At 48.7% G+C, this 14,527-nt stretch carries 12 protein-coding genes; 5 read left to right on the top strand and 7 right to left on the bottom strand.

Features of this window, described 5'->3' with window-relative positions; all coding sequences use genetic code 11:
* Nucleotides 1-71: 71 nt before the first annotated feature.
* Together ACWJJS_RS06255 and fabHB are read left to right on the top strand one after the other, a co-directional pair.
* Entirely contained in the window at nt 72-293 is a 222-nt protein-coding gene (locus tag ACWJJS_RS06255; protein WP_454023413.1) for a hypothetical protein, read from the top strand.
* 137 nt (nt 294-430) lie between these two features.
* A complete protein-coding gene (fabHB, locus tag ACWJJS_RS06250; protein WP_003155217.1) occupies nt 431-1,408 on the top strand; it encodes a beta-ketoacyl-ACP synthase III FabHB in 978 nt (325 codons plus the stop codon).
* 51 nt (nt 1,409-1,459) lie between these two features.
* Here the strand turns inward: fabHB and ACWJJS_RS06245 are convergent, their stop codons facing one another.
* From ACWJJS_RS06245 to ACWJJS_RS06220, 6 genes are all read right to left on the bottom strand, one after another.
* Complete coding sequence (locus tag ACWJJS_RS06245; RefSeq protein WP_454023412.1) at nt 1,460-3,793, bottom strand: YhgE/Pip family protein; 2,334 nt, start codon at nt 3,791-3,793, stop codon at nt 1,460-1,462.
* Nucleotides 3,794-3,867: 74 nt separating this feature from the next.
* Nucleotides 3,868-4,440: a TetR/AcrR family transcriptional regulator gene (locus ACWJJS_RS06240; protein WP_003155219.1), complete on the bottom strand. Its 573-nt coding sequence runs from the start codon at nt 4,438-4,440 to the stop codon at nt 3,868-3,870.
* Between the two features lie 148 nt (nt 4,441-4,588).
* Nucleotides 4,589-6,022 (bottom strand): protoporphyrinogen oxidase, encoded by a 1,434-nt coding sequence (gene hemY, locus ACWJJS_RS06235; RefSeq protein WP_003155220.1) that lies wholly within the window; start codon nt 6,020-6,022, stop codon nt 4,589-4,591.
* Nucleotides 6,023-6,049: 27 nt separating this feature from the next.
* Nucleotides 6,050-6,985 carry a ferrochelatase gene (gene hemH / locus ACWJJS_RS06230; RefSeq protein ID WP_003155221.1) on the bottom strand — a complete coding sequence of 312 codons (936 nt, stop codon included), beginning with the start codon at nt 6,983-6,985 and terminating at the stop codon, nt 6,050-6,052.
* 75 nt (nt 6,986-7,060) lie between these two features.
* Nucleotides 7,061-8,122, bottom strand: a complete 1,062-nt coding sequence (gene hemE, locus ACWJJS_RS06225) for a uroporphyrinogen decarboxylase (RefSeq protein WP_032875175.1) — start codon at nt 8,120-8,122, stop codon at nt 7,061-7,063.
* A 123-nt stretch (nt 8,123-8,245) separates the two neighbouring features.
* Complete coding sequence (locus ACWJJS_RS06220; protein WP_033574485.1) at nt 8,246-10,387, bottom strand: transglycosylase domain-containing protein; 2,142 nt, start codon at nt 10,385-10,387, stop codon at nt 8,246-8,248.
* A 122-nt stretch (nt 10,388-10,509) separates the two neighbouring features.
* Here ACWJJS_RS06220 and hmoB point away from each other — a divergent pair, with 122 nt between their 5' ends.
* From hmoB to ACWJJS_RS06205, 3 genes are all read left to right on the top strand, one after another.
* The gene (gene hmoB, locus ACWJJS_RS06215; RefSeq protein ID WP_017417382.1) at nt 10,510-11,010 is read left to right on the top strand and encodes a heme-degrading oxygenase HmoB; all 501 of its coding nucleotides are present in this window, start codon (nt 10,510-10,512) and stop codon (nt 11,008-11,010) included.
* A gap of 118 nt (nt 11,011-11,128) precedes the next feature.
* Nucleotides 11,129-12,514, top strand: coding sequence for a hypothetical protein (locus ACWJJS_RS06210; RefSeq protein ID WP_182068759.1), 1,386 nt, complete (start codon nt 11,129-11,131; stop codon nt 12,512-12,514).
* Nucleotides 12,515-12,582: 68 nt separating this feature from the next.
* Nucleotides 12,583-13,770, top strand: coding sequence for a M20 family metallopeptidase (locus tag ACWJJS_RS06205; protein WP_173612616.1), 1,188 nt, complete (start codon nt 12,583-12,585; stop codon nt 13,768-13,770).
* A 20-nt stretch (nt 13,771-13,790) separates the two neighbouring features.
* Here the strand turns inward: ACWJJS_RS06205 and ACWJJS_RS06200 are convergent, their stop codons facing one another.
* Entirely contained in the window at nt 13,791-14,495 is a 705-nt protein-coding gene (locus ACWJJS_RS06200) for an EcsC family protein (protein ID WP_058906677.1), read from the bottom strand.
* Between the last annotated feature and the right edge of the window lie 32 nt (nt 14,496-14,527).

The following is a 14,527-nucleotide window of genomic DNA, read 5'->3' as shown; positions in this document are numbered from 1 at the left end:
CACAACCCGTCCAATCTTTTCCTGCTCTTTTTTCATAGAATGAAGGGAGCATGAGCATAGGAGGGAAATGTATGATCAGCCGTAAACCGCACAAGCGGAAAAGGTTTCATAATGATTGGTTTGAGGATTGGTTTGAGGATGATTGGTCTGGTGCAGCCTTCTGGTGCTGTAAAAAAGAAAAAGATCACTGTAAAAAGAAAAAAGAAGACCCTTGTAAAAAGAAGAAAGGAAAAAAGAAGAAAGACAAAAAGAAGCATCATCATTCATGCCGCCGCTGCTGCCGTCATTGGTAATCGTTCACACAAACCCGTTTTACAAATAAATTTCTCATGCTCCCCAAACAGCGGATGCTGCTTGGGTTTTTTTATTAAAATTAGTACCAAGTAATAATATCAGGTGTTATAATCTGATATAAAGGAGTGATTTTTTCATGTCAAAATCTAAAATTACAGCAATCGGTACATATGCTCCGGCACGCCGATTAACAAACGCGGATTTGGAGCGCATCGTCGATACATCTGATGAATGGATCGTCCAGCGCACCGGTATGAAGGAAAGACGCATTGCCGGCGAACATGAATTCACATCGGATTTGTGTGTGGAAGCGGTGAAAAACCTTGCAGAACGATACAGCGGAACTCTTGATGATGTCGATATGATCCTTGTCGCCACAACGACGGCGGACTATGCGTTTCCAAGCACCGCGGCACGCGTTCAGGCTTACTTCGGCTGGCCGCACACGGGAGCGCTTGATATTAACGCCACATGCGCCGGACTCACTTACGGCCTTCAGCTCGCAGACGCATTAATTACCGCCGGTTCCCATCAAAAAGTGATTGTCATTGCCGGTGAAACATTATCAAAGGTAACGGATTATACTGACCGGACGACCTGCGTTCTTTTCGGAGACGCTGCAGGCGCCCTATTGGTGGAACGCGACGAATCAGCGCCGGGATTTTTGGCAGCCGTGCAAGGAACAGCGGGAGGCAGTGCGGACGTGCTGTATCGCACGGGACTGAGCGCAGAATTAAACGGCGAGCCGCTTAAAGGCGGAGGAAATATGGTGCAAAACGGGCGCGAAGTATATAAATGGGCGGCCAGAACCGTGCCGGAGGAATGCAATGCCCTTTTAGAAAAAGCCGGCTTTTCAAAAGACGATCTGGATTGGTTCGTTCCTCACAGCGCCAACATGCGGATGATCGAATCCATCTGTGAAAAACTGCCTTTCCCGCTTGAACGGACATTGACAAGCGTTGAATATTACGGCAACACTTCATCGGTTTCTATTATTCTCGCTTTGGATGAAGCTGTGAAAGCAAAAAAACTGTCGGAAGGCCAGACGCTGGTATTGTTCGGGTTCGGCGGCGGATTGACGTATACCGGACTGTTGGTGAGATGGGGATTTTAATCGAAATCTAAAAAAAAGAGGCCCTGAGCATCTGCTCAGAGCCTCTTTTTCTTATGCTGTTATTTCTTCTTCCGTTTTGTGTTCTTTTTTGCTTTGCACCGTAAAATACACAATGGTCAGCGCGATCATGACAACGGCGATGCCCAACAGAATGGATGCCTGCTGCCACATATAGCCGTAATCGCCATTTGAAATGACGGCACGGAACCCGTTGATGCTGTATGTCATCGGCAGTGCCCCGTGAATCACTTGATAGAATCCCGGCAGGAGTTCAAGCGGGAAGGTTCCTCCGCTTGCCCCGAGCTGGAGCACCAGAATGATGACAGCGATAAAGCGTCCCGGATTTCCCATCGTTGTCGCCAATAATTGAATCATCGACAGGAACGCGATGCTGGTAATCATCGTAAAGAGATAGAATCTCCAAGTGCTTTCCACATCAAGCCCGATTCCTTTTAACAGAACCGTGGCGACAATTACGGATTGAATCAGTCCGACGAGCAGAATGACGCTGAATTTGCTGAGGAACCATTCAAAACCGTTTCTCGGACGCCCTGAAACTTCACTCAGAGGGAATACGACCGTCAGCATCAATCCGCCGACATACAAGCCCATAGAGAGAATATAAGGCGTCAGTCCGGTACCGTAGTTAGGCACGGAATGAATCGCGTTATCGTCCGTTTTTACCGGATCGGCAAACATGCTGTACGTTTTGTCATCTGTCTTAATGTCCCCGGTTTGATCAGCCGCATCTTTCAGCTGGCTGGATAATTGTCCGGTGCCGTCTAAAAGCTTGCTTAAACCGGTGCCGAGAGACGCTTGACCCTGCTCAATTTTGGACGAGCCGTCATGGATTTTGTTTTGCGCGTCCAGCAGTTTCGTTAAGCCGCCTGACACCTGGCCGCTCCCTGACACTAACGCTTCTGATCCTGATTTAAGCTGTCCGAACTTGCTGTTGTATTCGCCGATACCGGCCGTCAATTTGTTTTGGCTTTCAAAGACGGTCTGCGCTCCGCTGTACAATTTATCAGTTCCAGCCGTCAGCTGGTTAATCGCGTCTTGTACCGCCGCCGCGCCGTTATACAGTTTCGATGTGGACTGAGGCAGTGCTTTCAGCTGATCAGCCTTCGCTTTTACATCTGCCAGCGCGCTTTTTATGACTGACATATCCGGAAGCTGAATATCTCCGCCGGACGGAAGCTGGCTGACGATATTGTCTAAATCCGGAAGGTCAGCCTTCGGAAGCTTCTCATTCAGAAGCTGAACAAGTTTCGCTTTTTGCTCATCCGTTAAGAAATCACTGTCCTTAATCACCTTTTTGACCGCGTCATCCCGGGCATCCAGGCTGTTTTTCAGATCAGAAAGCTTTTTCTTAAACTGCTGCAATTCCTTTTCAGTCTGCTCAAGCTCCCCAACCGCTTTTTCAATATCTGAGAGGTTGACTGAATTGATCGCATCTTCAAATGCCGCCGCTTTTTGCGACACTTCCTGCGCCTTGCTGTTTAACGCGCTTAATCCATTCGTTAAATCCGGAAGCTTTTGCTGGAGCTGCTTTTGTGCGTCAAGGCTCGTTTTCAGCCCGCTGGCCACTAGGCCTCCTCCTGAAGCAATCTGTCCTGATTTATCTTGAATTTCGGCGCTTGCGCTCTGAAGTTTTGCGATAGAGCTGTCAAGCGTTTGAATTCCGCTTGTCACTTTCGCCGCTCCGTCTGCAAGCTGCTGCGTTTTATCGCCGATGGTGGCGGTGCTTTCAGTAAGCTTCGCTAAATTTTCCTTCAGCTTGGCGCTGCCGTCTTTCGCGTTTTTCGTGCCGTCGTCTATTTTCTTGGCGCCGCTGCTGGCTTTGCCGAGTCCTTTGGCAATATCTTTAAAATTGTCAAAAATGACTTTTGCGTATTGCTCCGTCACTTCTTTCGACACGGAGGCTTTCAGCTTGTCGATCGCCTTTTCTCCGATTGTCGCGCCGACATAGTTTGATCCGGCATTCGTATGATATTTCAGATCCAGCTTCTTCGGATTTTTATCCATTACCGTGCTGGCGTTTTTAGAAAAATCTTCAGGAATCTCGACCAATAAATAATATTTAGCATTTAATAAGTCCTTTAACGATTGATCAAGATCGTTTGAAAAATGCCAATCAAAATTATCATTTTTCTTTAACTCTTTCACAAGATCGTCACCGATCTGAAGATGTTTCCCTTCGTAGTCCGCCCCTTTATCCTGGTTGACAACGACAACCGGCAGCTGATCCACCGTGCCGTACGGGTCCCAGTACGCCTTCAAAAACACTCCGCTGTAGATCAGCGGAACGAATAATATGGCAATGATGGGGATTAACAGTTTCTTGTTCGTTACAATGTCTTTCCACTGGCTTTTTATTGTATTCAACCCTGTTGCCTCCTTCCGCAAACTGACTCATTTGACAAAACGGTCACGGCACCTAAAAAGTGAAGGATCATCTATTATTTAGATAATCCTTGACCAACATACATTTCCAGCAATTCGGCGATCGTCTCTTTTTCAAGAGGCGGATGGTTTTTTTCCCAGTCAAATATCAGCGCGATGTAGAGCTTGAGCATCACAAAAGCGGTCAGTTCCGGATCACACGGTTTAATGCTTCCGTTTTCAATGGCTGTTTCTATCTTTTCTTTAATGTATGACAGAATGGCCCGCTCCATTTTCGCAATGACATCCTGAACGGCTATTGTACCAATCTCGGCGTTCTCCTGAAAAATTTTAATAGTCAGCTGGTGTGTTTTTCTGAATTCCAAAATCGCGACAAGCGCCCGGTGAACATTTTCGTGAAATGAAAGCTCCGGTTTCATCGCTTCGTCTGCGTGTTCCTTCATTTCTCTTAAAATAGTGGTGAAAATATCATCAAACAGTTCTTCTTTGTTTTTGAAAAACGTGTAGATGGTTCCCTTCCCCACATTTGCAAGCTTTGCCACCAGATCCATTGTCGTTGCTTTGTAGCCGAATTGTGTAAAAGACTTCGTTGCCGCTTCCAGAATGAGCTTTTTCCGATCGACGGACATGTTTCCCACCTCGTTAAATTGACCGTTTGAACGTTTTAGTCATTTTGTACATAAGATAACTTATCACAGTCGCAAAGAAGATTCAAATGTTTTTTCTCTTTATTGGTGTTCCCTTTACAGAACGGGAACATGCAAAAAAACCTCCGTTTTACGATAACGGAGGCTGGTACGTTTCAAATAAATAAGCCAGTGAATCATATACGGCGGCTTTTCCCTGGTCGATACAGTCGGGGATGCCTACCCCTTCGAAAGACGCGCCCGTCGCGTATACGCCCGGATAGGAAGCTTTCAGCGCATCTCTGAACTCTTTGATGCGCTCCTTATGGCCGACATGGTATTGCGGCATGCTTTCGTTCCAGCGGGTCACACAGGTCATTTCCGGTTCGCCATTTATTTTCATTACTTTTTTCAAATCTTCCATTACGATTTTAATGATCTCGTTATCTGAAAGATCTACGATGGATTCATCTCCGGCCTTTCCGACGTACGCCCTGAGAAGTGTTTTGCCCTCCGGCGCCGCGTGCGGCCATTTTTTATTCGTCCATGTGCAGGCCGTGATGGAGAAATCGCTGTTTCTTGAGATAACGAATCCCGTACCTTCATGCTCCATCTTGACGGCTCCCTCAGGAAAACCTAAGGCGACGTTGGCAACGGACGTAGAATGCATGTCTTTGAGACATGAAACCGCCGGCAGATCAGAAAGCATTTTCGCCGCGGCTTTATGCGGTGCTGTCACTATGCATCCTTCCGCATAGAGCACTTTGCCGTTATCAAGCGTCACGGAATATCCTTTCTCCTCGCGGCCGATATGGGTGACTTTCGTTCCTTTCATCACCTTTGTCAGCGTAAGCTGCTTTTCCAGCTCCTCCACCAACGTTTGAAGCCCTGTCGTCAGCGTTAAAAACTGGCCCTGCTTTTTGGCCGTCAGCTGCTGTCCCGAAGGCTGCGGACGTGATTTTTTCATACCGAGAATCAGGCTTCTGTGTTTTTGCTCAGTCTGATAGAATTGCGGAAACGTGGACATGAGGCTCAGCTTATCAATATCTCCGGCATAAATCCCTGATAATAGCGGTTCTATTAAATTCTCAACGACTTCGTCACCGACGCGTCTGCGGAAAAATTCACCGAGAGACTGATCTTCCTTCGGTTTGCTCGCAGGCAGGACAAAGTCAAGCGCCGCCCGCGCTTTTCCGGGAACAGAAAATAAACCGGTGGAGATGAACGGGGCGATTTTGGTCGGAATGCCCATCACCGCGCCCTTCGGCATCGGATGAAGCGTCTCATTGACGAGCACGTAAGACTGGCCGGTCGCATTGTTGACGAGCAGATGCTCAAGCCCCAAATCCTTAACGAGCTGCGGCGCGCTTTTTTTCCTTTCCAAAAAAGAATCCGGCCCCCGCTCAATGATGTAGCCGTCTTTATGCGCCGTCTGAATTTTGCCGCCCGCTCTCGGGCCCGCTTCGATCAGGGTGACCTCAAGCGGCAGCTGTTTTTCCTTGATTTCTTTTTCCATGTAGAAGGCGGCGGCTAATCCCGTTATGCCGCCGCCGATGATGACCAGATGTTTTTTATCGCCACTCATTTTTATCGCCTTCTTTACCGTTTAATTCTATTTGTCCAGCTCTTTCAGCACGACCGCTGCAAGCGCGTCGATAAATTCAGGCTGTGCGTTCGGCATGGCCGGACGATAGTAGCTTGCGCCGACTTCTTCGGTCACAGCTTTGCATTCATAATCATTATCGTAAAGCACCTCTAAATGATCGGCAACGAAGCCTGCGGGCACGTATACAAATGCTTTATAAGGATGCTTTTGATACAGCTCGCGCGTGAGATCCTGCACATCCGGCCCGAGCCACGGATCAGGGGTGTTCCCTTCGCTTTGCCAGCCGACTGCGTAATCGGTAATTCCGGCGCCTTCGGCAATCAGTTTTGCGGATTCCTCCAGCTGGTCAGGATACGGATCGCCGTATTCTTTAATTTTTTCAGGAAGGCTGTGCGCTGAGACGATCAGCATCGCGTCATCCCGTTCTTCTTTCGGCATTGACTCATACGTTTTTTTCACCTGGCCGACCCAATAATCAACGAATTTCGGTTCATCATACCAGCTTTCAACAGACTTGATGGTCAAGCCGCCGAGCTTCTCCGCTTCTTCTTTCGCGCGTTTGTTGTATGACTGGACGCTGAATGTTGAAAAATGAGGGGCGAGCACAAGGCTGACAGCTTCTGTAATGCCGTCTTTATGCATGTCCGCCACCGCGTCTTCAATAAACGGTTCAATATGTTTTAATCCGATGTACACTTTGAATGTTACGTCGTCCTGGATTTCATTTAAACGCTGTGCGAGCTTCTCCGCCTGCTCCTGCGTGATTTTTGCCAGCGGCGAAATGCCTCCGATCGCTTCATATCTGTCTTTTAAGTCTTGAAGCATGTGCGGCTCAGGCTTTCTTCCGCGTCTGATATGTGTATAATAACGTTCTATGTCTTCTTCTTTGTAAGGCGTTCCGTAAGCCATGACGAGAAGTCCCATTTTCTTTTTGCTGCTCATTTAGTTAAACACCTCTTTTGATGGTCTGTCTATCTTGATTTTGACAGGAAAATCTTCTTATAACCAACGATCTGCTCAGGAAGATTGTTCCGTTTTTTGGGCCGCGGAGTATTCATGTACAAACGCCGTCAGCTTTTTCAGCGTTGCCGGATTGACATCAGGGAATACGCCGTGCCCTAAATTGAAAATAAACCCGTCCGTTTTCATGCCTTGATCAAGTATCGCTTTCGCTTTTTTCTCGATGACTTCCCAAGGCGCAAGAAGAAGCGACGGATCAAGATTGCCCTGAACCGTTTTTGTAATGCCTTGTTTTCTGGCGTCATCTATGCCGAGTCTCCAATCAAGACCGACGACATCAAGAGGAAGGTCATGCCAATCCCCGGCCAGGTGGCTTGCGCCTACGCCGAACATGATCAGCGGAACTTGCTCTGCTGAAAGCTCCCGGAATATTCTGTCCATCACCGGTTTTATAAACTGCCGGTAATCTTCGCGGTTCAGCGCGCCGACCCATGAATCAAAAATCTGAATGGCTTTTGCGCCGGCATTAATCTGCGCTTTTACATAAACGATAATCATGTCCGCCAGCTTGTCCATCAGCATTTGCCACGCTTGCGGCATACTGTGCATAAACGCTTTTGTTTTGTTGTAATTTTTAGAAGGTCCGCCTTCAATCATATAACTGGCCAGCGTAAAAGGCGCTCCCGAAAAACCGATGAGCGGAACATTCAGCTGTTCGTTTACGAGTAATCGGATCGTTTCCAGCACGTAAGGAACATCCTGTTCGGGATTCAGTTCGCCGAGCTTTTCAATATCCGCAGCAGAGCGCACCGGCTGATCGATCACCGGGCCGATTCCGTTTTTTATTTCAACATCCACTCCGATATAAGGAAGAGGCGTCATAATATCTTTATATAAAATGGCAGCGTCCACTCCGTACTGCTCGACCGGGAGCCTCGTCACATACGCGCACAGCTCGGGCTGATGCGTAATTTCGACTAAGCCGTATTTTTCTTTCAGCTTGCGGTATTCCGGCTGAGACCTCCCCGCCTGTCTCATGTACCAGACAGGGACGTGATTTGTTTTTTCTCCCCGTGCCGCTTTTAAAAACGTATCATTAAACGCTTCTCGTTTACTCATCTGAATTTCCACCTTTCCTCCTGCAACCATACGTTCGTGTTCTTCGCCCATTACACTATACCTTGTTTTTTCTGAATGGTATAGAATTGAGGCTTAATGTTCAAAAAATCGCCGAATTCATGATTAAGAAGAAAAAAGCTTCGGCTGAACGTATTCCGTTCCCTCTCCTTCTTGATTCGTCTGTGAATTATATGGAACGACTTTGTATGAAGCCCCTGAAAACAGATTGGCGTACGGTATGTCAAAGCTGCCTTTTCCTTTCACCGAATCCAGAAGCTTGTCTTTTCCGTCTTTCTTCTCATATATTCGGTAAACAACCCGATCATCCTTTTGAATATCCCATTTTAATTGAACCGTAATCAGTCCCATCGCCTTAAATGTATAACGGGCCGACAGGGATTTTACCGCCTCCAGCTCAATCGGGCTGCCCAGTTCCTTCACATTTTCAGGCTTTTTGAATGTCCGGCCGTTTTCACCCGCTTTTGTGACGATATCTTTAAAGAGTCTGACCGGGTATTGGCTGCCGCCTTTCAGGTAATGGGTTTTATCCGTTTTGTCATAGCCCATCCAGACGGCTCCCGTCAGTCCGGGAGTGTATCCCGCAAACCAGGCGTCCTTTGTCGCGCCGGGGATGCCGGTAAATGTGGTCGTGCCGGTTTTCCCCGCCAGGTCGCCTTGATAGCTGCCTTGTGAAGCGGTTCCTTCTTTTACGACCTGCTGTAGCATTCTCGTCATATTCCATGCCGTCTGTCCGCTGAAGACGCGCGTTTTGCCGTTTTTAGGCCCGGATAACGTTTCTCCGTCTTCGTCCGTAATATTCTCTATAAAAAATGGCTTCGTATACATTCCGTTTGCCGCAAAGGTATGATAAGCTCCGGCAAGCTGAAGCGGAGTGACGCCTTCAGACAGACCGCCCAGCGCAATCGCGAGTCCGTTGTCAGAAATGTTCATGCCGTTTTTCTCAAGATACGATTTTCCCGTATCCACGCCGATCTGCTTCAATGTCCAGACAGCGGGCGCATTTATGCTGTAAGTGATCGCATCCTGCATCGTCACTTCCCCCTTGTACTGTCCGTCATAATTTTTCGGTTCATACCCGTCGTAGGACGTCAGTTTGTCTTGGAGAAGCGAATACGGTTTGAACTTGTCTTCCTGCATGGCGGGCCCGTATACGGCAATCGGCTTAAACGTTGAGCCCGGCTGCCGCTTCGCCGTAACCCTGTTGTATCCTTTTGCCACATAGTCGCGTCCGCCGACCGCCGCGCGCACGCCTCCGGTTTTATTATCAATAAAGACGGCGCTTCCCTCTGCCGCCTGATCCGTCCCCGGAAAATAGCCGCTTTCCTTCATGAGGGTATATGCCGTTTTCTGCAGCTTGGAATCAAGTGACGTCCGGATCGTATAGCCGCCTTGAAGCAGCTGTTCTCCTGACATCGAATAACGGTCTTCCGCCTCCTTGATGACAAGATCGATATAACTGTCAAACCAAGGCGTTTCTGATGTTTTCTTGACATTAAGCCCCAATGTCCGGCCCTGGGCTCTGACGGCTTCCTTGGCGCTGATATAGCCTTGATCGTTCATCATTGCAAGAATCGTATCGCGGCGTTCTTTATTTTTATCCGGATGCTGAATCGGCGAATAAAGAGATGGCGCCTTCGGAATCGCTGCCAGAACGGCTCCTTCTGCAACGGTTAAATCTTTTACTTCTTTATTAAAGTAGTAGTGGGACGCGGCTTGAATGCCGTAAACGCCATGGCCGAAATAAAGCTGGTTCAGGTACATTTCAAGCAGCTTGTCCTTGCTGTAATCACGCTCAAGATTGATGGCGATAATGACTTCCTTCGTCTTGCGCAAAAATGTTTTATCATGAGTCAGAAAAATGTTTTTCGCCAGCTGCTGGGTGATCGTGCTTCCGCCCTCCACCTTGCCGCCTGCTAAAACGTCCCGGAACACCGCCCGGCCGACAGACTTCACATCAATGCCGTGATGTTCGTAAAACCGTTTATCTTCAACGGCGATAAAGGCATCTCTCACATCTTCCGGAACCTGCTGAATGGATACCGGCTCGCGATTTTCCGTATAGAGGCTCGCGATTTCATCACCGTTTTGATCGACGATTTTTGAAGATGCGTGCAGTATTAATTTCTTTTCATCGATGACATAATGGCCGAGAAATATAATGATAATGTATCCGATTAACGCGAGAAAAGCGGTTGCCGCCGCAATTACAGCCGGAATAAAGAATCTTTTTTTCTTTTTCAGCATAAGTCACCTCGCCTTTCTTAACTTGTAGTATGGGAAATATTGTTTCGAATTATGTCAGAATGAGTCGCCAATAGAAACTTATACCACTCTTTTGATATACTAGCAAGCAGGAGGTGGCTGATATGAAGGTTTATATTACATACGGGACAGCCGATTTTTTAAAGACGATTGCCAAGAAACACCCGAGTGAGAATATGGTGCTGATGCAAGGGGAGGATAATGCGGTTTTAATTCATGAAACAAATGGAGAAACCGTTTTTCAGGCGCCCCATTCCTATGAAAGCATCGACAGCGTCGGGGAAATCAAAAATCCGGGCTACGCCGTCCTCAACAACATCGCCGTTACCCAGGAAGGCCGTCCGCTGTTTGAAAACCGGTTTAAAAACCGCGCCGGCAAAGTGGAAAATGAACCCGGTTTTCAAGCCATCCGCGTATTAAGACCGCTCGAAGGCGATACGTATGTCATTTTGACCCTGTGGGAAGAGGAAAAAGCCTTTCAGGATTGGCAGCAGTCAAACTCTTATCAGGAAGCTCATAAAAAACGCGGAACATCTGCCGGCATCGACACGACGTCTATTTTTTCCCGTCCGTCTTATGTAACCGCTTATTACGCAATAGACTAAAAAACCGCCGGAGATTCTCCGGCTTTTTTGATGTCCCGATTTTACGCATCCTTCTTTGCACCTTCCGCCCGCCTATGAATACCCTGTAGCAATCCTATTTATAAACGGAGTGGTTCAATTGGGGATCGGCGTCTACTCGGTACATCTGCTTTATGTTGCTTTTATCGCGGCCATTATCGTTTTTATGCTTCTCAGAAAAGATACAACCTTTATTTCACTCGCCGGCATTTTTGTGATTGCGCTATGGACGACGCATTCATTCTCCGCTTCGGTCAGCAGCCTGTTTCACAGCTTTACGTATGCCGCCGGAGAATTGCTGCCGACGATTTTCATCATTTGTTTTATCGTGGCGATGAGCGGCCTTTTGACCGAAACCGGTATTAATGAAGCGATGATTTCTCCGTTTGCAAAGCTGATGAAAGGGCCGGCTGTCGCGTATTGGGTTATCGGCTGTCTGATGTTTGCCATCTCTCTTTTTTTCTGGCCGTCACCCGGGGTGGCGCTGATCGGCGCTGTGCTGCTTCCCGCAGCGATCCGGGCGGGCCTTTCTCCGATCGCCGCGGCTATGGCGATGAACCTGTTCGGCCACGGATTCGCTTTATCGGGCGATTACGTCATTCAGGCGGCCCCGAAATTAACGGCCGACGCCGCGGGCATCCCCGTGAGCGATGTCATGCAGGCAAGTATTCCGCTCGTTTTGATCATGGGGTTAACGACGACAATCACCGCTTTCTTCCTCATCATGCGGGATCGAAAAAAAACGAAGGCCCCCCTCTCCTTGGACAGCTCCGGTTCTTTGGACACAAGTATGTATCTGCCGAAAAAACTCAGGGTGATCCTGGCGGTTTTCATTCCGCTTGTTTTTCTCGCCGATATTATCTGCATGATCGTATACCGCCTCCAAGGAAACGATGCGACGGCACTCGTCGGAGGAACCGCGATCGGCATTCTCCTGATCATTCATTTCATTGTATATAAAGAGCGGCATTTAGAAAAGATCACCGAGTATTTTATCGGCGGTTTTCAATTCGGCTTTAAAGTATTCGGCCCCGTCATTCCGATCGCGGCCTTCTTTTATCTCGGTGACGCGGGGTTTAAAAATATTTTGAACACCCCGCTGCCGAAAGGGTCTGCGGGGATCGTCAATGACCTCGGACTGGCCCTGTCCCATTCTTTTCCGATGTCCGGAGAATTCGCCGGCATCGCACTGGCCGCAGTCGGTGCGATTACCGGGCTCGACGGGTCTGGGTTTTCCGGTATATCTCTTGCAGGCTCGATGGCAAAGCTGTTTTCCGCCGCGCTTCATACGGACCCGTCCGTTTTAACGGCGCTGGGCCAGATTTCAGCGATCTGGGTCGGGGGCGGAACATTGGTCCCTTGGGCACTGATTCCCGCTGCGGCTATTTGTAAAGTTGACCCGTTTGAGCTTGCCAGGAAAAACTTTATCCCGGTTGCGGCCGGACTTATCGTCACGACGATCGCCGCCATCATCATTCTCCCGTAGCAAAAAGATTGAAATCTTCTGACACTTTCTATACAATCATGGGAAAAGCAAACGAGGGGGCATCGCTTTTGACGTTAACGACACTTCAAAAAAGCTTAAACGCTCAGCTTGACGGGCTGTATGAGGAAATGGTTGAAATCAGGCGTCACCTTCACATGAATCCCGAGCCATCCTTTAAGGAGAAAAAAACACCGGCGTTCATCGCCTCATTTTATGAAAAGCTCGGCGTCCCCATCCGGACGAATGTCGGGGGCAACGGTGTCACAGCCTGTATTGAAGGCGGTGAACCGGGACCGGTCGTGGCACTCAGAGCTGATTTTGACGCTTTGCCGATACAGGATGAAAAAGATGTGCCCTATGCTTCACAAATTCCCGGCGTCATGCACGCCTGCGGGCATGACGGCCATACGGCGGCTCTGCTCGCGGCCGGAAAAGTGCTGTATCGCAACCGGGAAAAACTGAAAGGGTCATTTGTGATGATCCACCAGCACGCTGAGGAATTATCTCCCGGCGGAGCAAAAGCAATGATTGAGGACGGCTGCCTCGAACATGTCGATGCCATTTTCGGCACACACCTATGGGCGACTGAACCCGTCGGAACGGTCTTATGCCGCCCGGGCCCAGTAATGGCCGCCGCTGACGGCTTTACGATTAAAGTCATCGGCAAAGGCGGCCACGGCGCGATCCCTCACGATACGAAAGACGCCGTTTTAATCGGCTCACAAATCGTCACGGCTCTTCAGCATATCGTCAGCCGGCGGGTAAATCCGGTGCAGCCGGCCGTCATCTCAGCCGGCTCGTTCACCGCTGAAAATCCGTTTAATGCGATTGCCGATCAGGCAGTCATATCAGGCACCGTCCGCTCATTTGACGAAAGTGTGCGCAGCCTGCTCGAAGCAGAAATAGAAGCCGTCGTAAAAGGAATCTGTTCCATGCACTCCGCTTCCTATGAATATCGTTTCAAACGCGGCTATCCCGCCGTCGTCAATCATCCTGAAGAAGCGGCGCACGCGGCGGCAGCCGCAGCGGAAACAGACGGCGTTACGAAGGTCATTGAAGGAGAGCCGCAGATGGCGGGAGAGGATTTTTCCTATTATCTGCAGCATACAAAAGGCGCTTTTTTCTTTACGGGCGCCGCTTTAGAAAACGCGGAAACCATTTATCCTCATCACCACCCGAAATTTGATTTTAATGAAAAAGCGATGCTGACGGCCGCCAAGGTGCTTATCGGCGCCGCGGTAAGCTACCCCCGCTGACATAAAAAACAGCCGGTACATTACGTACCGGCTGTTGTGATTCTTAAATGAAAAACGTGCCTTGCCGTCTCACCGAGCTGTGACAGCAGTTTATAATTGGCCGCTCCGCCCACGGCGGCTCCGACGACCGGCAAAAGCTGAAACAATTTCACCACGTCCAGATAATCGCGGTATTCCTGCTGAAAAACTCTCCAATCGACATCATGCTTTTTCGAATCCCACTGTTCAATCATTGAGTATATGCGTTTCCGCTGTTCACCGCTTGAGAAAGCCAGCTGAAAAATAAACAGCAAGAACAATCGCTCATCCCTGTCTTTCACATCATAGCCGTAAATGGAGGCAAGATCGAACAGACATTTCATTTTAATGGATAGCAGCAAAGGAAAATCAGCCATCCCTAAAAAAATTCCGCCGGCCCCCGTACCGATACCTTCGGCTGCCGCGACCTTTTGGTACGATGCGATGGTTTGTCTGGCGAGGGCATCTTTTTCAGCAAGCGTCATACCGTTTGTATCCCGCTTGCTTTTCACCAGATTTGAACCCGTCATTGTTGCTTCGGTCATTTTTTTAATGCTTTCTGTGATGACGGCATGAATTTTATCGGGAATCCGCTCATTTATTTTCGCCTGCATTCCTTTAGAAAAGCGTTCAAGCATGGAATCTTTGCGCAAAAAACGCGCTTTCCATTGCAGTGCTTCCTGTATCAGCTGCTGATCGTCGGTCATCTGTGTCTCCTTCTTTCATTGAGGTTTCAAAA

The organism is Bacillus sp. JK106 (assembly GCF_053663355.1).
The sequence above is the reverse complement of the archived record's forward strand: the minus strand, read 5'-3'. Positions and strand labels throughout refer to the sequence as shown.